17 protein-coding genes and 1 pseudogene are annotated in these 19,454 nt (G+C 47.1%); 12 read left to right on the forward strand and 6 right to left on the reverse strand.

What is annotated here, in order from left to right:
* Positions 1-18 precede the first annotated feature (18 nt).
* Entirely contained in the window at positions 19-1,521 is a 1,503-nt protein-coding gene (locus GRF59_RS21815; RefSeq protein ID WP_160499836.1) for a serine hydrolase domain-containing protein, read from the forward strand.
* A gap of 101 nt (positions 1,522-1,622) precedes the next feature.
* Here the strand turns inward: GRF59_RS21815 and GRF59_RS21820 are convergent, their stop codons facing one another.
* Complete coding sequence (locus GRF59_RS21820; RefSeq protein ID WP_160499837.1) at positions 1,623-2,450, reverse strand: alpha/beta fold hydrolase; 828 nt, start codon at positions 2,448-2,450, stop codon at positions 1,623-1,625.
* A gap of 147 nt (positions 2,451-2,597) precedes the next feature.
* On the opposite strand from GRF59_RS21820, the gene GRF59_RS21825 reads away from it, so the two are divergent.
* On the forward strand, positions 2,598-3,035 hold the full coding sequence (locus tag GRF59_RS21825; protein WP_160499838.1) for an Lrp/AsnC family transcriptional regulator: 438 nt from the start codon (positions 2,598-2,600) through the stop codon (positions 3,033-3,035).
* A 147-nt stretch (positions 3,036-3,182) separates the two neighbouring features.
* On the opposite strand, the gene GRF59_RS21830 is transcribed toward GRF59_RS21825, so the two are convergent.
* Positions 3,183-3,635: a zinc-binding dehydrogenase gene (locus GRF59_RS21830; protein ID WP_237391971.1), complete on the reverse strand. Its 453-nt coding sequence runs from the start codon at positions 3,633-3,635 to the stop codon at positions 3,183-3,185.
* Positions 3,636-4,050: 415 nt separating this feature from the next.
* Positions 4,051-5,469 carry an MFS transporter gene (locus GRF59_RS21835; protein ID WP_160499839.1) on the reverse strand — a complete coding sequence of 473 codons (1,419 nt, stop codon included), beginning with the start codon at positions 5,467-5,469 and terminating at the stop codon, positions 4,051-4,053.
* Between the two features lie 124 nt (positions 5,470-5,593).
* Between GRF59_RS21835 and GRF59_RS21840 the strand changes: the two genes are divergently transcribed.
* Entirely contained in the window at positions 5,594-6,454 is an 861-nt protein-coding gene (locus tag GRF59_RS21840; RefSeq protein ID WP_160499840.1) for a helix-turn-helix transcriptional regulator, read from the forward strand.
* 159 nt (positions 6,455-6,613) lie between these two features.
* Here GRF59_RS21840 and GRF59_RS21845 read toward each other — a convergent pair.
* Positions 6,614-7,214: pseudogene (locus GRF59_RS21845) on the reverse strand (helix-turn-helix transcriptional regulator).
* Positions 7,215-7,398: 184 nt separating this feature from the next.
* On the opposite strand from GRF59_RS21845, the gene GRF59_RS21850 reads away from it, so the two are divergent.
* Complete coding sequence (locus tag GRF59_RS21850) at positions 7,399-7,821, forward strand: DoxX family protein (protein ID WP_160499841.1); 423 nt, start codon at positions 7,399-7,401, stop codon at positions 7,819-7,821.
* Positions 7,822-8,396: 575 nt separating this feature from the next.
* Here GRF59_RS21850 and GRF59_RS21855 read toward each other — a convergent pair.
* Positions 8,397-8,849 carry a MarR family winged helix-turn-helix transcriptional regulator gene (locus GRF59_RS21855; RefSeq protein WP_160499842.1) on the reverse strand — a complete coding sequence of 151 codons (453 nt, stop codon included), beginning with the start codon at positions 8,847-8,849 and terminating at the stop codon, positions 8,397-8,399.
* A 150-nt stretch (positions 8,850-8,999) separates the two neighbouring features.
* Between GRF59_RS21855 and GRF59_RS21860 the strand changes: the two genes are divergently transcribed.
* Positions 9,000-9,752 (forward strand): SDR family oxidoreductase, encoded by a 753-nt coding sequence (locus GRF59_RS21860; RefSeq protein WP_160499843.1) that lies wholly within the window; start codon positions 9,000-9,002, stop codon positions 9,750-9,752.
* Between the two features lie 93 nt (positions 9,753-9,845).
* Positions 9,846-10,817, forward strand: a complete 972-nt coding sequence (locus GRF59_RS21865) for an aldo/keto reductase (protein WP_160499844.1) — start codon at positions 9,846-9,848, stop codon at positions 10,815-10,817.
* A gap of 159 nt (positions 10,818-10,976) precedes the next feature.
* Here the strand turns inward: GRF59_RS21865 and GRF59_RS21870 are convergent, their stop codons facing one another.
* Positions 10,977-11,450, reverse strand: a complete 474-nt coding sequence (locus tag GRF59_RS21870) for an SRPBCC family protein (protein WP_160499845.1) — start codon at positions 11,448-11,450, stop codon at positions 10,977-10,979.
* Positions 11,451-11,562: 112 nt separating this feature from the next.
* Here GRF59_RS21870 and GRF59_RS21875 point away from each other — a divergent pair, with 112 nt between their 5' ends.
* From GRF59_RS21875 to GRF59_RS21900, 6 genes are all read left to right on the forward strand, one after another.
* Positions 11,563-11,976 (forward strand): winged helix-turn-helix transcriptional regulator, encoded by a 414-nt coding sequence (locus tag GRF59_RS21875; RefSeq protein ID WP_160499846.1) that lies wholly within the window; start codon positions 11,563-11,565, stop codon positions 11,974-11,976.
* 489 nt (positions 11,977-12,465) lie between these two features.
* Positions 12,466-13,014 (forward strand): TetR family transcriptional regulator, encoded by a 549-nt coding sequence (locus GRF59_RS21880; RefSeq protein ID WP_160499847.1) that lies wholly within the window; start codon positions 12,466-12,468, stop codon positions 13,012-13,014.
* Between the two features lie 172 nt (positions 13,015-13,186).
* A complete protein-coding gene (locus tag GRF59_RS21885; protein ID WP_160499848.1) occupies positions 13,187-14,227 on the forward strand; it encodes a zinc-dependent alcohol dehydrogenase family protein in 1,041 nt (346 codons plus the stop codon).
* Positions 14,228-14,420: 193 nt separating this feature from the next.
* The gene (locus tag GRF59_RS21890; RefSeq protein ID WP_160499849.1) at positions 14,421-15,803 is read left to right on the forward strand and encodes an FAD-binding oxidoreductase; all 1,383 of its coding nucleotides are present in this window, start codon (positions 14,421-14,423) and stop codon (positions 15,801-15,803) included.
* Between the two features lie 362 nt (positions 15,804-16,165).
* Positions 16,166-16,738 carry a hypothetical protein gene (locus GRF59_RS21895; protein ID WP_160499850.1) on the forward strand — a complete coding sequence of 191 codons (573 nt, stop codon included), beginning with the start codon at positions 16,166-16,168 and terminating at the stop codon, positions 16,736-16,738.
* Between the two features lie 154 nt (positions 16,739-16,892).
* On the forward strand, positions 16,893-19,145 hold the full coding sequence (locus GRF59_RS21900) for an S-layer homology domain-containing protein (RefSeq protein ID WP_160499851.1): 2,253 nt from the start codon (positions 16,893-16,895) through the stop codon (positions 19,143-19,145).
* Positions 19,146-19,454 lie beyond the last annotated feature (309 nt).

Raw genomic sequence — 19,454 nt, forward strand, 5'->3', positions numbered from 1 at the left:
CGATGAGAGGTGCTAAACATGTTAATTGTACTAAAGAAAATGAGTTTGAGCTTGGGCTGCTTGTTATTGTCGGCAACCGCCTTCCTGGCTGAGCCGGCCTCAGCTGCCGAAGTCCATAACAAGGCAGACATACAGCAGAAAATTGATGATTTTGTAACGAAGACAATGAAAACGAACCATATTAAGGGTGCGGCCCTTGCGATCGCCAATAACGATGAGGTTTTCTATGCGCAAGGCTTCGGAGAACGATCCGATGGCAGCGAGATAGACGGTAGCGCCCTCTTTCCCATCGCCTCGCTAAGCAAACCGTTTACGGCGCTGGCCGTGCTGCAGTTGGTGGGCAAAGGGTTGATCGATCTAGACGCCCCCTACGCAACCTACTTTCCCAATCTGTCCCCCAAGGACGAACGCGTTCGCGAGATTACGATCCGGAACTTGCTCAATCAGACGAGCGGTCTGAATGATAAAGTGAATCCGGACATGACGAGATCCTCTCAATATGAGTCGTTGCAAGAAATTAACCGTTCGTTGGATGCGGTTAAGCTTGCTCATGACCCGGGAACGGCGTATAACTATTACAATCCGAATTATGAATATTTGGCTTTGCTTGTGGAGCAAGTAAGCGGACGGAATTTCTCCGATTACTTGACGAGCGAAATATTTAAGCCATTGGGCATGGATCATACCTTTAATGTCAGTTCTACACAGCAAATCAATCATAACTCCGCTATTACGCGGGGACATTACCTTGTGCTGGGGCGCCCCGTCAGTCAGAATGAACCCTCATGGTTTGTCGACGGTCCCGCCGGCATCGTCTCCACTGCCGAAGATATGGCGAAGTGGATGCTTTCCCAATATAACGGCCGTCTTCTTTCACCGGAGCTGCTGGAACAGTACCATAAAGCGGGACAGATAAGTCCTTATGGAATGGGCTGGCTTGCTGAAGAGGATGATCAAGGGGGACGGACGATTTCCCATAGCGGAATTTTTTGGACGTATAAGTCGGAGATGACGATCTATTTGGACCAGCGGTTGGGCATTGCGATGATGTTTAACTCGGGATTAAACGCTTTTATCGATTATGCGGCTTTTATCGACGGGATTGCAAAGATCATGCACGGCGAAGAACCTAGCGCTTCCATCCTCAACGGCGGAAATTTGGAGATCATGATGGTTCTCTTGATCATGGTGACGATTTGCTGGGGGACATATAGATTTATTCTTATAGGGAGAAGCAAGAAAGGCATCACAACAGGGAGATTGATTTTTTCAACGATGGGAAGGGTAATTCCAATTTTAATTCTCCTGTTTTTGCCGTCAATCGCTACATTTATTGGCGGCGGACGAGTATTGCCTTGGTTTGGACTGTGGACCACCATGTCCTCTCTGATCTTATGGCTTGTCGTATTATCACTCATTAATATAGCGAATTTGGTATACCGGTTTAGAATGTATTACCTCTTGAAGAAGAGGCAACATTTTGTAAACGAAGGCAGAAATTTTTTGTCCACGAACCGATAGGGTAGACAAGAGGGGCGTTCCCAAGTCATTCATGATGACTTATGGGAATGCCCCGTACTTATAAGGCAATAGACAAGCATTTGGGCTACTGATGTTTATGCTTAATTTGATTGCAAGAATTTTAATACGGCACTCATGAATTCCGTTTGATACTCGATATTCGAGAGGTGAACGGACGGCAGCAGGACGAACGTTGTGTTCGGTACCGAGTCAGCAATCAATTTGCCGTGGCCGGGAAGCGTCACGGTATCATATTGGCCGGCAATGACCAATGTTGGGCTATTGACGAGGGAAACAGTCCGGCGCATATCCATGTCGCGGATCGCAGCCCAGCTTCCTGCGATTCCTTGCGGACGAGTAGCAAGCACCATCTTGCGGAAGGAGTCGACGACCGCTTTCTCCTCTTCCAGCATATGCGAAGGAAACCAGTTCTTGATGAAGCTTTCGGCGAATTCGGGAAGGTTCTCCGGCTGCAGCACAGAGTTGATTAGGCCTTGCCATTGTTCGGCCGGTCCCAGGTAGGAGGATGTATTGCTTAGAATCAGCCGGTCGATCCGCTCTGGAGCGTGAATACCGAGCCATTGGCCGACGGCACCGCCTAACGATAATCCGAGGAAATGCACCTTTTCAATGTGAAGAGCATCCAGGAGTTCGACGACATCTCGTCCCAGTCTGTCAAACGAATAGGGGCCGCCGGGCGTATCCGAGTCGCCATGCCCTCTATAGTCATAGCGAAGGACGTGGAAATGCTGAGAAAATTCAGCTATTTGGCCGTCCCACATGTTCATCGTGGTGGCAATGGAGTTCGCAAGCATCAATACTGGCTTTTCGGTTGATCCATCGATTCGATAAGCAATTCGAACGCCATCAATGGTCGTGAAATATTTTAACCCATCTACCTCTTGCGTTTTGTTCAAAGTCGTTGGCATATGTTCGCTCTCCCTTACTGGTTTATAGTGGAATCTTATTGGATTTGGCATACAATTTAAATTGGATTATTAAGAAGTAAGGGGCCTGAAAACTTAATTCTATCGTTGTTTTCGAAACTAACTTTAATAAAATGAGGTGCACGGACTATGGACCGGATAGACAATCAGATCTTGTCGATCATTCATGAGAATGCCCGCATTACGGTCTCTGAGATGAGCCGGAAAATCGCGATGTCGCAGCCTGCCGTAACGGAACGACTTCGGAGGCTGGAGGAGCAAGGAGTCATAACGGGCTATAGGGCAGTGCTTTCTCCATCTAAACTTGGCAAGTATACAACGGCGTTTGTTTTGTTTAAATCGAAAAACTGCAAGGAATTCGAGGAGTTTGGAGAGGCGGCGCCCGAGATTGTCGATTTCTACAGAACAAGCGGGGAGTATAACTATTTATTGAAGGTTGTAACTGAAACAAGCGAAACCTTGGAAGCCTTCCTTGAAAGCTGCAACACATTTGGATTCTCATCGACGCTTGTTGTCCTGTCCACGCGTTTTGAGGATAAAGGTCTTATTACAAGCCAGGATGCATGAAACTTCAACGTCATTTCACGGATAGCGCCGTGCGGAATGCGCTCCCAAAAAACGCGGCGGTCGCGCTCTGCCCTCAATCGGTTAGGGAGGTTCGATATAATAAAGAAAACAACACGTAGTGTACAATGCACTCGTGTTGTTTCGTTTTTAGATGGAGTTTGCGTTCAGCAAAATTCTTCCCCGTCCATGTCTTGCTTCACTTTTTTCCAGCGCTTTATCCGCTTGGCTTAAAGGGAATATAGAATCAATCTCTGCCTTAATCACGCCTTCGGCCATTAATTCCGTTAAGCTCTGCAAGTTCTCGCGGGTTGGAAATTTGGTATTGAATTTAGCTGTTACGCCATGCTTCTGAGCGTTCTCTTGGGATGGATCCTGAGTCAAAGAGACGAGGATTCCGCCCTTCTTCAGAACGGACCTGGTCTCCGTCTCGCCTCCAACAGAATCGACGACCAGATCGACTTCTTTGGCGACGTCTTCAGCTGAAGCGTTCAGGCAATTATCAGCTTTTGAAGATATTAAGAATATTGTATTTAGTGCTTTCAACGCGGGCATTAAAGATGTGGATTTGTTCATTGCCGTCTTTTTGCTTATTGGATCCATTTCAAGTGCTGTCTTCATTCACAAGAAAAAGAAACCTGATTCTGAATAAGCAGTCACGGGTGTTCGGAGTTTTTCACGTACTTCACTGCTAATGTGAAAAAATAATTATTGAGTAAGTATTTAAAATCAGGCCGCCGACTACCTCGGCGGCCCTTGTTAATATTTATGAGAGCTTGATTATAGTCCAGGTAGTGAACAAGGAAAGACCGGCCCCTATGCACGGTGGAGACCTTTTCGCCGATAGATCCGTTAAGCTGAACCGTACCACAAGTAGGGCGAAATGGAGTACTAACAGCTGCAACTGTGCGAAGTCTGGTCGGCGTTTCAAAGCGATGCGACTTTTGTCAAATTTCCTGAATTTTTTCAATATGCGCAATCCCGTTTATTCATGCTAGAACTTGAGATAGGCTTGCTCCTAACTTGGCTTACGGCTGATGAATAAGAACGTAATCACTCCTCCGCCAGCAAGTACGAAGGCCGAGATCATTAGCGCCGAATTGAAACCGGCTGCGGATTCAGCATGCGCGCTGCCAACGTTCATGCATAAGCTAAGAACGGCAACGCCTAGAGCGGCTCCGAGCTGGCGGATTGAGTTCAGAGCACCGGAGGCGACGCCGGCATGGCCAGGGGGAGAAGCGGTTACGATAGATGTCACCAGCGGTGGAATGGTTAAAGAGAGCCCATAACCGATCAAGAATAGACCGACGAATAGAAGCCAGTAGAAGTCCCCGTTTGAGATCGTCAGCATGATCGTGCCGATAGAGGTGAGGAAGAAGCCGCATATCATGGGCAGCCTCACGCCGACGCGGTTTACGATACGGCTTGTTATCATCGGATTTATCATCATCGGCAAGGTGAGTGGAAGGAAAGCGAGTCCGGTCAAGAGAGCGGAATAGCCTTGGCTTTGCTGAAAGAAGAAGGTGAGTACGAACAAGCAACCGGATAACCCGAAGTTAACTGCCAATCCGGCGGCGAGCCCCGCCGAAATGCTGCGTCGCCGAAGCAGCTGAACGGGCAGCATTGGCGATTTGCTTCGGGCCTCGACGACGGCAAATAGAAGCAGGCTAATAATAGCCACAGTAATAGCAGTAATCACGGAGAGGGAGCTCCAACCTAACGAGCCTCCTTCGACAAGTGCAAAGGTCAGCGTAAGGAAGAATAAGGTTGCTGTCAGTTGACCTGTAAGGTCAAGGGTGCGGTCCGTATTGCGCTGTGTCTCACTGGCGTTTAGGACGATGAGGAACAGGCTCAAGACTGCGATCGGAATATTCACCATAAAGATGCTTCGCCATCCGAACCAATCGACAAGCATCCCCCCCATGACAGGTCCTGCAGCTAAAGCTACGCCGGAGATGGAAGCAAAGACTCCAAGCGCTTTCGTCCGTTCTTTCGGATCCTGATAGATGGAGGCAAGTAGCGCTAGTGAAGCGGATGTCATTGCCGCGCCACCGATGCCAAGTAACCCTCGTAGCACGATCAATAATTCTAGTGAAGAGGCAGCGGATGAAAAGGCGGAAGTAATTGCGAAAAGGATAAGTCCACCGCCGAAGATGCGTTTGGCTCCATACCGGTCGGACAGCGATCCCATACTGAGCAACAGGCTGGCGAACAAGACGGTATAGGCGTTAACCACCCACTCGAGAGATGTAAAATGGCCGCCCATATCGGTATGAATGGCAGGCAGCGCAACCGTTACAATTGTCGTATCGAGCAACACCATGAAGTAACCCAGAGAAAGCCCGAACAAAGCGAGAGATTTCTTTTTGGTTGTTATTAAGAAATCTGCCGTTGAAGATGGATCTGTTGATGAATTTGATTGAGTCGGTATTGGCATACCGCACCTCCTATTTCCCTTATTTTCTCAAAATAAGTGTATAATTAAGGAAACAGGTTAACGAGATGATGGTTCATCATAGGATTCTTACTCCTACAATGGCGGATGTTCTGGTGGATAGGAGATGGAGCAAACGATGGATATGACCAGGCTTGAGCAACTGGGGCAATTCCTGCGTACGAGGCGAGAGCGGCTCACACCGGAGGCATTGGGATTACCTAATGATGGCAAAAGGCGGACTCCCGGCCTTAGACGTAGTGAGGTAGCGATGGTCGCTAAGGTTAGCGTCGATTGGTATACATGGATGGAGCAGGGAAGGAATATTCAGGTCTCTGCACAGGTGCTTGATAGCATCGCCAGAGCGTTGCAACTGGATGCCAGCGAAAGGAAGCATCTGTATTTGCTGGCGACGAGGCAGTTTCCCGCGGATGTTTTGCATACGGAACTAACCGAGGTAAGTGCTACGCTGCAGCATGTTCTGGACCGGCTCGAATACAGCCCGGCCATCGTAACCGATGCGCGCTGGAACGTTGTCGCATGGAATCTAGCGGCGTGCGCCACTGTCGGCGATTATCGCGTCATGCCGGAGAGTGAACGAAACATGGTATGGAGGGCATTCACCTCACCGTATTTGCGGCAACTACTGCGGGACAAATGGGAGGAACACGCCCAAATAAGACTCGCCCAGTTTCGAGCAAGCTACGGAACGTATGCCGGAGACCCTTGGTGGGAGGAATTCATCATCGGGCTTTCCAATGTAAGCTCCCATTTTCGGGAATGGTGGGCGAAACATGAGGTGCTTCCGGTATCGGAAGGGAACAAGGTATATTTCCATCCGGAAGTCGGGGAACTGACGTTAGAACATATTACGTTCCAACTGAGCGATGCTCCCGGCCTGCGGGTGATGGTCAATACGCCGATCGGCGAAACGGAAGGAAAGATCAAACGGTTGACTGAGAACCTGAAGAACATCTCGCATCCATAATTGGCGTTATTACACAGCAGTTCAAGTAGAGAACAACCAGTGTAAAGTTTGACCGTAGGCAAACGATAGTTAAAACACTGGCAATCAGGCCGCCGATTTACTCCGGTGGCCTTCGTGCATCACTATATAGGCATAAATGTCATTTTTGAAGAATCGAAACTATGCGATCGATCGCTCCTCCAACACATCCACTCTCTCCTGCAATCCATCTACAACTTCCTTCGGTATTTCCCTGACCGTGATATCTCCCCTAAGAAAAGCAGCCAATTTGTTATTTCGGCCAATCCATCCGGACGATGAACATTGACGAAGGTCTTTAAAATGGCCGTAGTTTGATAAGGATTGGTGTATGAAATTGTAATTTTAATGGATGATACTTTTTGAACTAGGCAATCGCCGTGGGACCGAGCTCGAGGACCATGTTGATGGCTTCTTCCTGCTTGCTTAGTTCTTCTACAATCTTCTTTTTTTGCTTATTCTTTTTTTCTCGGGGGATGGTTTGACATTGGTGAGATTATGATAAAAAGAACTTTAATTTCATTATAGGTAGAGCGGGCAGTGGGCAGGACAGAGTTGTTCATTACAAAGTAACCCCCGTCTCTCCCGACTTCGGCGACCAGAGGCTTCCTGTTGCTTCAATTTCTCTGATGTCTCGAATCGCCGTCGATCGCGAGATGTTAAACTCATGCATAATTTCCGATATGGTGGCGCGGTTGTTGATGTACCGCATGATGATGTTAATCCGTTCTACTTTTTTCATCGGGCCCTCTAAACAGTACCATATTTTGACATGATTTATCGTTATTATAAACCCATCAAGTGGAAAACAAATGACTTGATCAAAAAATAGGAGCTTGGACAATGGCCCTTGAAGAGAAAGAAAGCTTTAGCGAAATGTGAATTCCGGTTGTGAAGAAGTAAACGATACCAGAGGAGGAATGGAAATGAGTTTAATTACCGGTAATGAAAAAATTGTGAAGGCTGAATCCCGCCCTATTGGAAGGATGGCCGCTTATTGGACCGTCACAATAATTCTCGCATTCTCTATTACATTAAGCGGGATCGGGCAATTAATGCGGTATGGTGGCAATGTCGATTTAGTGACCGATATTGGTTTCCCGCTATATATCACGAAAATTCTCGGAACTTGGAAATTGCTTGGAGTCATTGCGATCGTAATGCCAGGTTTCCCCCGGCTTAAGGAATGGGCTTATAGCGGTATCTTTTTTCTAATGACGGGAGCGGCCCTATCTCATGTGTTCGCTCATGATTACGGCAATGGCGGATTCCATGTTATTCTTCCGCTTTTCTATGCCGCGCTTGGCATCGCTTCTTGGGCGCTGCGTCCGAAAAGCCGCACACTTTAATCGGCAACCCTCTAGACAGTACCGCATTTTGACATTGATCCATTCAGAAGAGGAGCTGGAATTATGGCAATGTATACCTTTGAGGAAAAAGACAGCTTTATCGTTCAGCGAGACGGCTCCGTATATGGCGAAATGTGGATTCCGGTTGTGAAGAAGTAAACGCTCCGTTCAATTGAAATGAGAAAAGCCGCCTTCTGGGCCTCATCAGGTCCATCGGACAGCTTTTGGGTTATATGTTTACGAAATGCGGCTAACCAATCACTGCGGGCAATCATTCCACATAACGTCCAAAAAGCTTTCTTCTTCCTAAAGATGAGCCTAGAGATCGTATTAAAAGTAAGAAGAGTTAAGGCGCCGAGTAAAACCAGCACCCCGTAGAGGGTTCAAACATCTAACAGGCCGTACATTGAATGGCCCAACATGGGACTCGTACCCACTGGAAAGGGAATATGTTACTGTATAAGAAAATAGCTGTTGTAATGGGCATCCCTATCAAGCATAAGGGATGCCTTTATATTCGCTCTATAGATGATACAGTGAACCGTGCCCTGAAAAGCGATCAAGTCAACGAGGCCTTATCGGAGGCTGGGGTCGCCTTTTGTTCTTTCCGCCAGCTTCGTAATCGATTCAATGTCTTGATCGGTTAGTTGATCCAGAAAATACTTGCGTATTGCCATTGAGACGATGGGTAGGGCCTCATCCAAAGCTGCTTTTCCGGCAGAAGTAATGATGACCTGGACACCACGATCTGCTTCTAATGGACACCTTATAACAAGGCCCCGTTTTTCCATCCGCGTCAAATGATGGGATAATCTGCTTTTATCCCAGTTCATCGAGTCGGCTAGTTCCTGTTGGCGAAGCTTGCCTTCTCCGAATTGGACTAACCGATCTAGTATTCCAAAGTCTCCTTCTGATAGTCCTGTATGTTCAGAAAGCTCCTTAACAACACGACCGAAGATTCGCTTAAAGGAGCCTTTCCACATATTCCATATGCGCATTTCATCTTCGCTTACTTTGTTGATATCCATGCAAGTATAATATCATGGTTGACACATCAACCACAAGGTGTTATCCTACATTCAAGTTGACATGTCAACCACCGAAGGAAGCTGATGAGTGCTAAGTTGATGTATCAACCTGTATCGAGCAGGAAATCCCCAACAAAGGAGTTATTTCTTATGCAGGATAAACCCGTGGCCTTGGTCTCCGGGGCCAATAAAGGAATCGGTCTTCAAATCGCGAAAGACCTCGCGGCGCACGGCTTCACTGTGCTCGTCGGCTCGCGCAATCTCGAGAAAGGGGAGACGGCCGCGAAGAGCATCGGAGCGGATGCCCGCGCCCTCCAACTCGACGTAACCAATCAGGATTCCATCTCTGCCGCTGCAGAGCGCACCCGCAGCGAGCTCGGTCGTCTCGACGTGCTCGTGAACAATGCAGGAATATCGCACGTAGGTCAGCCGGGCAGGCCACTCGAGGAGATCGGGAAGTCGGGGCGCCCAAGTGTCGCTTCTCTAGATGAGGTGCGGGCAGTGTTCGAGACGAACGTGTTCGGCGTCATCGCCGTCACGCAAGCAATGCTGCCGCTCCTTCGTGAAGCGCCGGCAGCGCGTATCGTCAACGTATCGAGCGGCTCGGGCTCGCTAACGTTGAATGCGGATCCGACTAATTCACATCGCGAGATGTTCGGTGCCGTTTACAGCCCTTCGAAGACGGCTCTCAATGCGATTACGCTCGCCTTCGCCATCGAACTCGAGTCGACAGGCATTAAGGTCAATGCGGTATGCCCAGGCTTTACCGCGACGGATCTCAACAACTTCGAGGGCACGGGGACCGTCGAGCAAGCCGCGCGACATCCCGTGCGCCTTGCGCTCCTCGACGAGGACGGTCCGACGGGCACATTCTCAAACGAAAGACGCCAACTCCCGTGGTGATGTAGTCTCGAGTAGCACGGACTCACCGAGATATATGTAGACAACCTGAAGGCGTGAACGCCTTCCCAATATCCTTAAGGAGTGTGTAATCAAATGGAATATGTAAAACTTGGACGTAGCGGTTTAGAGGTATCAAAGTTAAGCCTTGGAACCATGAGCTTCGGAGTACCTGAACGCGGCAATACCCCATGGTCTCTGGATGAGGAGCACAGCAGACCGATTATTAAGAAGGCACTCGAATCGGGCATCAACTTTTTCAGTACCGCCAACATGTATTCCGACGGAACAAGCGAAGAAATTCTCGGGCGTGTCTTAAAGGACTTCGCTCATCGGGACGAAGTCGTCATAGCTACAAAGGTATTTGTTCCGATGCGCAAAGGTCCGAATGCTATGGGACTTTCCCGTAAAGCTATCATGACCGAAATTGATAACAGTCTAAGACGACTCGGAACAGACTATGTCGATTTGTACCAGATTCATCGCTGGGATCCTAATACGCCAATTGAGGAGACCATGGAGGCTCTTCACGATTTAGTTAAGGCGGGAAAGGTCAGATACATCGGAGCATCCTCCATGCTGGCATGGCAGTTTGCGAAAGCGCAGCATGTCGCAGAGCGCAACGGTTGGACACGGTTCGTCTCTATGGAGAATAGATTAAACCTGCTCTACCGGGAAGAAGAAAGGGAAATGCTCCCCCTTTGCAGAGACGAGGGAGTTGGCGTCACTCCTTACCTGCCTTTGGCTGCAGGCCGGCTAACCCGGGATTGGAATGAGCAGACCGCGCGATCAGAGAAGGACCAGATAGCAAAGGCCTTGTTTATCAAAACGGAAGACGCTGATCGCAGAGTCGCGGAAAGAGTTGCGGAAATTGCCGCTAACAGGGGGATTTCGCGTGCACAAGTTGCCCTAGCATGGTTGCTGCAAAAGGAAGAGGTCACATCGCCGATTATGGGTTCGACCAAGATCAGCCATCTGGAAGATGCGGTTTCGGCGTTGTCGGTTAAATTGACATCTGAAGAAATTACCCGTTTAGAAGAACTGTATATTCCACACCCATCCGTATGAAATTGACGGAAGCAAGGTGTGTATATGGTGAATTCTATTTGAGAAGAAAACACGCAGGAGTCTGCGTTGACTATTGTTATTACTTTGCTCGGCGCTTTCAGAAGAGGCAGCAAAGCCTCGGTTGCTAAGCGCCGAGCTTCGGTCAATGGTATGGGGCTTCTAAGAGTTCTCTATGCCGTGTTTGCTTGCAATTTGTTCGCCTTGGTTGGGTTGGCCCTTACCCTTGGTAATCAAGTCGCGAAGGCTGCCGTTTATGTAGATGCCCCAGGAATCCGTACAGACGGCGTAGCACTCATACGCGGGAACGAGGCCTACGTGGGTAAATCGAACTTCTGTTTTGCCGTCCTCTTCGGTGATGTCAAAGACAATGTCTGTACCTGTCCACTCGCTCTTATCCTCTACGAAGTTAAAGTAGTTGTCTGCAATGTGCCAAACAACTTTTTTACCTGGAACAAGCTCGGTGATCTGGATGGTGCAGCGGTGAATATCTTGGTGGTGGTACTTAAATTGACCGGGTTCGTCGGTATTGCCCTCAATTTCCTCAGACCACCATCCACGGACGTTATTGATGGCGGCGAAGACTTCTTCGGGGCTTTGGTCTACCTTAAAAAAAGTACTGTAACTTTGCTCCATGCAAGTTATCTCCCCTCGTTAATTGTTGACTACACACAGAGTATAAATTACGTACTTGCAAAACACAAGTACAAACTTGCAAAATGCAAGCACGAATTGTATAATCATTTTCATGAAAAAGCGACCTTCCACAGTTTGTCCAATCGTATATGCGCTTGACATATGGGGTGATCCCTGGAGCCTAGTCATACTTCGTGACGTCCTTATCCATAACAAGCGGTATTACCGCGAGTTTCTTGCTTCGCGCGAGCGCATCTCAACGAATATTTTGAGCGCACGGCTCCAATCGCTCGTTGAAGCAGGCCTGCTCGTCAAGATCGAAGGGGAGTCAAACCGCGCACAAACCATGTACCGACCAACGCAAAAGGCACTTGACCTGTTTCCGGTGATTTTTGCCATTATGCACTGGGGTCTGAAGTACAACCCCAATACCGATATGACTATTCCGATCATGCAAGAACTATTAACAAATGAAGAAGGGCTGAAGCTGCGCCTTTTGCAGAATTTCAGCGATATTACATCATAAAAAATCGCGGCGCAACAAAGCTGATAACAGCGGGTTTTAGCCCGGGGGCACTCTAATGAGTGCCCTTGTTTTAGTTCAAAAACTTGCCGTTACAGATAGCGCAGTGAACCGTACCACAAGTAGGGCGAAATGTTGGCTTTTACTGTGCGGAGTTCAGAAGGTTACTCGAGCCAGTGGAGTGAAATTGTCTAGGAGTAGGAGGAAGGTAACTGCGCAACCTTGAAGGCCGCCGCTAATGATTCTGACAGCAGGTCAACGACTTTTTGCTCGAAGGCAACGCCGCCGATTCCAGCACCTCCAAACATTTGATTATATTTTGGAGTATAATGTTGGTGAAAATGAGTTGAGAAGATGTACGTTCAGCTAAATGAATGCCCGATATCTGCTGTTTGAAATCGCCCCAAGCTCAGTCATCCGGATAAGTTCGCTTTGCTACCGATGAATTGTTCGGTATACTGCATATATATAGGATTAAAGGTAGGTTAAACGATGTCCGAAGTTAAAACGAAAATTATCCAAGCAACACTCGATAGTATTGCTGAACTAGGCGCATCACAGTTATCGCTTCGTGATATATCAGCGCGCGCCTCTGTCGCACTTAGTCAAATTCATTATCATTTCCAAAGCAAGGAAAATCTGATAGCTGTAGCCGCGAATACGCTGATTGACCAGTTAGTTGAGGAACTGCTAGCCGAACTTGAAGGTATTCAGGATCCATTGGATCGAACCATTCGAACCATTGATTTCATTTATCAAAAACAGATAACAAAATCTCCGTTTGTTCGCATCTATTTTGAACTTGCTATTATGTCTTTTTCCAACCCGCTGCTTAAAGACCATGTCAAACAAATCCATCAGCGCGTAATCGACTGTATGACCGGTAAAGAGATCAGCCTATCTCTTCGCCATCCCGAACTCGGTATCTACATGAGTATATTTCTTGACGGCGTGGCTTTCCAAACCTTTCATGAGACCTCGCCTGAGGAAATCAATTTTTCTTATCAATTATTCTTGGAAACGATAAAAAAACACTTTTAAAATCTGGGCCAGTTGGCAGGTTTTAAAAGTGTTTTTTTATGCCACGCTCTTGCAAGAATGGTTTGCATCTTGTTATTATGAATTAGGTCGGACGTACGTCCGAATTATAAAGCTATTTATATTCTCCCATTATTTGATGCAAGCAAAAACAAAAATAAGGAGTGTTTTAACCATGAAAGCCGCTATTTTAGAAGCTTATAGTTCTCCGCTTATTGTCAAAGAGGTTCAAGATCCATCTTTAACACCGGACGGTGTCATTGTTAAGATTGAAGCGAGTGGCGTTTGTCGCAGTGACTGGCATATATGGGCAGGCCACTTACCGGTAAATGAACTTCCCCTTATTTTGGGTCATGAGATTGCCGGAGTTGTAGAGGAAGTCGGCAAAGATATCAAAAATTTCAAAAAGGGCGACCGGGTTATTATTCCGTTCAGCCAGAGTGATGGCGTTTGTCCGTATTGCCAAGCCGGGCACCACAACGTTTGCGACACACGCACAGTCGTTGGGGCTGATTTTAATGGCGGCTTTGCTTCGCATATTCATATTCCCCGCGCCGACCTTAATCTCATTGCGTTGCCGGATAGCATCAGCTTTTTAGAGGCAAGCGCGATGGGATGCCGGTTTGTAACGGCGTTTCATGGCGTGATGACTCAAGGCCGCGTACGCGCAGGCGATTGGGTATCTGTTTATGGGTCTGGCGGCGTTGGGCTCTCCGCGATTCAAATCGCTTCTACCGCAGGCGCGAATGTGATTGCGGTTGATATCGGCGATGACAAGTTGGAGATGGCTAAAAAATTCGGAGCCGTTCATATCGTAAACAGCAAACGCGATAACCCTGTTGAAGCAATTAAAGAAATTACCAAAGGCGGATCGCATGTGTCAATTGATGCCCTGGGTATTACCGATACTTGTGTAAACTCGATTCTGAGCTTAACTAAAAAAGGCCGTCATGTTCAAATCGGCGCGAGTTCGAATGAAAACTTTGGCGCAACGCCGATTCCAATCAATTTAGTGACGGTTAACGAAATTGAAATCGTTGGTTCTGCTGGCATGCCAAATCCGGATTATCGAACGCTATTGCGCATGGTGGAAACAGGACGTCTTAATCCCGGAGCGTTGGTGACTAGCGAAATTTCCCTCGAGGATATCAACAAAACATTTGAGGAAATGAATGCATATGCGGGCTCCGGAATGACGGTTATTACGAAATTTTAAGAGCATAAAAAAGGACTTCACCCCATCTTGAAAAGTTTTTGGGTAACGACACCAAAGTACTCAAGAGGAGGAAGTCCTTTTTGATCTCTGCATCAGTTCACTACAAGGCGAATGCCGTTACCGTGGCTAATGTCCATGCATAGGAATAATCTGATGAGATGAGCAACGCCATAAATGAGGATGGTGGGCATAAATGGCATTAAGCCGAAAAAAAGCTACTACTCAGTTGACCGGAAGAATTGTATTCCCAGGCAACCCGTCATACAATGCAGCTCGGATGGAGTACAATAGGCGGTTCTCCAAATTTCCGCGGGTAATCGTCTTTTGCAGACGAACGCAGGATGTCATTAACGCTATCAAGTGGGCACGTGAGAGGGGAATCCCACTGAGGGCGCGGAGCGGGCGGCACAGCTATGAAGCTTTTTCGGCAATAAACGGTGGTATTATTATTGATGCAAGTGAGATGAATAAAGTAACGGTTGACCGCAAGAAGATGGTGGCACACATCCAGACAGGCAATCCACTGGAGCGGGTGTACCGGAAGTTGTGGAATAAACGAGTTGCCCTCCCTGCCGGAACTGCACCCGATGTGGGTGTTGCCGGACTCACCTTGGGAGGCGGGATTGGGTTATTGTCGCGAAAGTATGGTCTTACCTGCGATAATCTGGAACAGGTCGAGATGGTAGTCGCTTCAGGACGGTGTGGAGCAAAGGCGATCATAGCGAACAAAAATCAACATTCCGACCTACTCTGGGCATCAAGAGGCGGTGGCGGAGGAAACTTTGGAATTGCTACATCGTATAAGTTTCGGGTTCAGCCTATCTCAACCGTCTCCATCTACAGTATCACTTGGAAATGGAGTGATCTGGATAAAGTGTTCCCAACATGGCAGCACTTTGCGCCTTCCGTAACCAATCGGTTAACCTCAACGATTGAGGTATCTTCCAAGAAGGTGGGGAAGATTGAGTCTACTGGACAATTGCTGGGGAGTGCTGAAGAGCTGCGACAATTAATCAGGCCATTGCTACAAGTAGGGACTCCGGTGAAAGTCATGGTAAGGACGGTATCTTTTATTGAAGCAACCAAGTTTTTTGCCGCGTCTGACCTGAACCTGGAGCCGAAATTCAAAATAACTGGGGCGTACGGATATCAGCCTTTGCCACGTGACGGGGTGCGGATTATTCGAGACTTTCTTGCAAAAGCGCCAAATCAGCATGCAACCGTGTGGTGTCAAAGCTTGGGGGGAGCAGGTAGTACAGTTAGTCGGATAGCTCCGACAGGGACGGCCTATCCTCATCGGAATGCAGAGACGATCTATGAGCTGTCCGCTCGATGGAGAAATGATAACGAGCAGCCGCGAAATGTTCAGTGGGTGAAGAGGTTCCGCAGAGCGCTCCGTCCCTTTGTGATTGGGGATTATGTGAACTTTCCTGATTTGCAGATTAAGAACTGGCCAAAGGCGTATTATGGTGCGAATTTTGCTAGGTTGAAGCAGGTCAAGCGGAAGTACGACCCACATAACGTGTTTCATTTTGCGCAGAGTATTCCAGTGGGTAACAAGTTAAAAAAAAAGTGAAGAAGCGAAATGTGATAGGTAGTGGATGACACTCTCTGCCACCAAGTTCGGTAATTTTGAGGGTACAGCGAGTTCAAATGCCATCAATTTATTCCGAAGACCACCCGCGGACGTAATTGATGGCGTCGAAACTTCTTCGGGGCTTTGATCTACGGTAAAAGAAGTACTGTAATTTTATTGTGCTGAACGGACAAGACTATATCTCTACCCTTGCAAAGGTTATTTCCAAAATTCAGGTGAAAAGTAGGTAGACTCAGGACGAACGATTACTATAATGGAAATAAGATACATACATAAAACCGATCTATAGGATATATAGAAGAATCAGGATGAGTAAGAAAGCGGTTAGAGGAGGCCATTTCGTGGGAAGATCATTCGCAAATATGCATATCAAGTCGAAAAGCCTTGAGAAGACTATCGAAGCATTAAGAGAGCTAAGCGAAGGGCATGCCCAAGTATTAGGCAAGTCCAATAATGAGGCTCAAGAGATCAAAGTCGTCATGTACGTAAGCAAAAGCAATGAGAACTGGATCAGCGTGCTCCATGATTATTTTGTATGGGGTACGGTGAAGGAGATCGGCAAAACGTTGTCCCGGCTTATCGAGGAGCCAGTGATGACCGCCGGATATATGAACGAGGAAATATTCGAGTTGTCGTTATTCGAGAATGGAGACATTCAAGCCGAAAGAATCTTTTGTGAACAGTGGACGAGGGATGAATATGAACAACTCACAGAAGAGCGTCTGAATGATGACTACTTGCGGAAAGCGTTGGATATTCATAATGAGGATTTTGACGACTTCATGGGTATTACGAGTCCGGAACAAGCCGTAGATAAGCTGTCGGAACTCGTGGGAATGTCCTTATGGAGTGATTGGGAGTGGATCCCGCACGAAGAAACTCTCAGAAAACGATTTGGGAAATATGAATTTTGAACAATATTGCCCAGCAAGACTGCGGAATCGTCGTAGCTGATCTGTTCAACATCACGATAGAACCCCCATAAACTCCCTTTCTTTGACAGCGCGAGTCCTTTCCCAAATTATGCGAATGATTATAAAATGAAAATTTGAAGTAGAGGTGAATGAATTGTACAAGCAGATAAAGAATAAGTACGCCAATATGTTAGCTGTAATACTTAGCATTGCTATTGTATTCGGCTCATTTAGCTTTCCGTTAGTTCCTACGGCGTCGGCGGCTGGTCCGTTACCTGCTCCGCAGAATGTGAGGGTTACTGGCGTAACACATACATCCATAACGTTACAGTGGGATCAGGTAGCAGGTGTCGATCAGAACGGCGGCTATCATGTATGGAATTCTAACGGAGTTTGGGCTGGGTGGACTTCAGCTCCTACAATGACCCTTGAAGGTCTGAGTCCGAACACGACCTACTCTTTCTATGTAACGGCTATTAGTGAAACAAACGATAGAAGTGCTATTGTAACGGCAACCACGGGTGCTGTGCCATCTGTACCGCAGGTTAGTTCTGTAAGTGTGCCGGCGAATGGGACCTACTCGTCGAGGCAAGATCTCGACTTCGCGGTAAATTTTGATCAGGCGGTCTATGTGGATCAGGCGAATGGTACACCAACTATTTCGCTAGTGATCGGAATCAAGACGGTTCGAGCCGATTATGTTTCCGGTTCGGGAAGCAGCGCGCTGCAATTTCGTTACACGGTTCAAAGAGGGGATTCTGACTTGAACGGTATAACTGTCGGAGCGTTAGTTCTCAATGGAGGTACAATTAAAAATTCTGGCAACATGGATGCCTCATTAACATTAAATAGCGTAGGCAGTACGGCAGGCGTGCTCGTCAACGCTCCTGTCGATGCTGCGACGGTATCAACGGATTCGGTAACGAATGTTACTTCAACCTCGGCAGACGTGGGCGGGGATGTAACTAACGACGGCGGAGCGGTGGTAACCGAACGCGGAATTGTTTATTCGGCGAGCAGTAATCCAACAATAGCGGATACGAAAGTTATCGTTGCTGGCACGACAGGGAAATACACATCGAATCTGACCGGGCTTACAGCAGAAACAACCTATCACGTCCGCGCATTTGCGACGAACAGCGTAGGGACAAGTTACGGGAATGATGTCAGCTTTACGACGCTTGCAAGTACTCCTCCAACGGCAACAGTAATTGGGATGTCTTTAGACAAGCATACTGGAACAATACAAGTTGGAGATACTCTCACTGTAGTAGCTACTGCTACTATGAGTGATGCGACTACTCAAGATGTAACTTCTCTAATGACTTGGACAGTTGATGATCCCTCCAAAGTTGCCATTCATAATGGGGTGATCACAGCACTGCAGTCAGGCACTGTAAAAGTACAAGCAACGTATTCAGGTGACTCAGTCATCTCGGATTATATTAATCTCACAATTACGAACCCAGCTAGTTCAAATGGTAATAATAGTTCTAATAGTTCTACTCCTTCAATTCCAGTAACGAGTGTGACTGTAAATTCAGTGACAGATTCCGTTTACAAAGGGAGCACGCTTAGTTTAGTTGCAGTAGTACTACCCAAATCGGCTACCAATAGTCTGGTGGTTTGGTCTGTAAAGCCAGATACGGGCATGGCTACGATTAGTCCTTCTGGTTTGTTGACAGGTGTTGCGAACGGGACTGTAACCGTAGTTGCTACTTCGACGGATGGAACCCAAATTCATGGTAGTAAAGTAATTACTGTAGAAGAGCCTCCAGCTAGTGCTTCTCCAATCTTCACTACGGTTGTCAATATTGCAAAGGTTATCTCAGAAATTACTAAGAAGTTAGAAGACAACAAGGGAGTTGCTGTAGACTTTAATGACACGGATTCCCACTGGGCAAATCAAACGGTTAAGTTATTTACGAAGCTTGGAGTTGTAAAAGGCTACGAGGATGGTTCATTCCGGCCTAATGACAGTATTACCCGAGGAGAGTTTGCTGCTGTCATTGATAGAGTGTTTGGATTGACAGGTTCTGCTTCTACTGAATTATCAGATGTTAAAGGTCATTGGGCTGAAGAAGCTATTATAGCATTGTCCTCTACTGGTGTTATCTCAGGTTACCCAGACGGAACATTTAAACCTGACAGACCCATTACTAGAGCTGAAATTATTTCAATTATCTCTAAATTAGTCGTTCTCAAGCCAACTCCTAGTCAGGATATTTTCAAAGATATTGATGGGATCTGGAATCAAGATCAGATTAAGGCGGCTGCTTCTACGGGACTAGTAAAGGGGCAGGATCGCTTTGCACCACAATCCCATGCTACTCGAGCAGAAGCACTTACAATGGTATTGCATGCATTAGAATTGGACCCAAGTCTTAAATCTTTATTTGAACAATAGTAAAGAATGTCACCTATAGTTCTCGAACCACCTGTTTAACTACGAGGGTGGTTCTTTTTTTGTTTGAGGAACAGCATCATAAGCTGCCGTATCCTTGCGACCAACAGACAAACGTACCTTTTTTTCTTGTTCACATGTATACCATACCAAAAAGTCTTACAGCCAGTTCGGGGCAAACATAATGAATGGAGTACGATGGTATACTCGTCTATTTGTGCTTTTTAATATACTCCTTGATTTGAGAAAGAATAGGGGAATTCCATTTTTTTATCTTATAATAGATACTTAACATGAGATAGAAACAGGGAA

Origin of the sequence: Paenibacillus dendrobii (genome assembly GCF_009807035.1) — a bacterium.
Classification (GTDB): domain Bacteria; phylum Bacillota; class Bacilli; order Paenibacillales; family Paenibacillaceae; genus Paenibacillus_AQ; species Paenibacillus_AQ dendrobii.

Bases quoted from the DNA above. Each gene is read 5' to 3' on its own strand.
- GRF59_RS21815 (WP_160499836.1), top strand. From the start codon at position 19: ATGTTAATTGTACTAAAGAAAATGAGTTTGAGCTTGGGCTGCTTGTTA.
- GRF59_RS21820 (WP_160499837.1), bottom strand. From the start codon at position 2,450: ATGCCAACGACTTTGAACAAAACGCAAGAGGTAGATGGGTTAAAATAT.
- GRF59_RS21825 (WP_160499838.1), top strand. From the start codon at position 2,598: ATGGACCGGATAGACAATCAGATCTTGTCGATCATTCATGAGAATGCC.
- GRF59_RS21830 (WP_237391971.1), bottom strand. From the start codon at position 3,635: ATGGATCCAATAAGCAAAAAGACGGCAATGAACAAATCCACATCTTTA.
- GRF59_RS21835 (WP_160499839.1), bottom strand. From the start codon at position 5,469: ATGCCAATACCGACTCAATCAAATTCATCAACAGATCCATCTTCAACG.
- GRF59_RS21840 (WP_160499840.1), top strand. From the start codon at position 5,594: ATGGAGCAAACGATGGATATGACCAGGCTTGAGCAACTGGGGCAATTC.
- GRF59_RS21850 (WP_160499841.1), top strand. From the start codon at position 7,399: ATGAGTTTAATTACCGGTAATGAAAAAATTGTGAAGGCTGAATCCCGC.
- GRF59_RS21855 (WP_160499842.1), bottom strand. From the start codon at position 8,849: ATGGATATCAACAAAGTAAGCGAAGATGAAATGCGCATATGGAATATG.
- GRF59_RS21860 (WP_160499843.1), top strand. From the start codon at position 9,000: ATGCAGGATAAACCCGTGGCCTTGGTCTCCGGGGCCAATAAAGGAATC.
- GRF59_RS21865 (WP_160499844.1), top strand. From the start codon at position 9,846: ATGGAATATGTAAAACTTGGACGTAGCGGTTTAGAGGTATCAAAGTTA.
- GRF59_RS21870 (WP_160499845.1), bottom strand. From the start codon at position 11,450: ATGGAGCAAAGTTACAGTACTTTTTTTAAGGTAGACCAAAGCCCCGAA.
- GRF59_RS21875 (WP_160499846.1), top strand. From the start codon at position 11,563: ATGAAAAAGCGACCTTCCACAGTTTGTCCAATCGTATATGCGCTTGAC.
- GRF59_RS21880 (WP_160499847.1), top strand. From the start codon at position 12,466: ATGTCCGAAGTTAAAACGAAAATTATCCAAGCAACACTCGATAGTATT.
- GRF59_RS21885 (WP_160499848.1), top strand. From the start codon at position 13,187: ATGAAAGCCGCTATTTTAGAAGCTTATAGTTCTCCGCTTATTGTCAAA.
- GRF59_RS21890 (WP_160499849.1), top strand. From the start codon at position 14,421: ATGGCATTAAGCCGAAAAAAAGCTACTACTCAGTTGACCGGAAGAATT.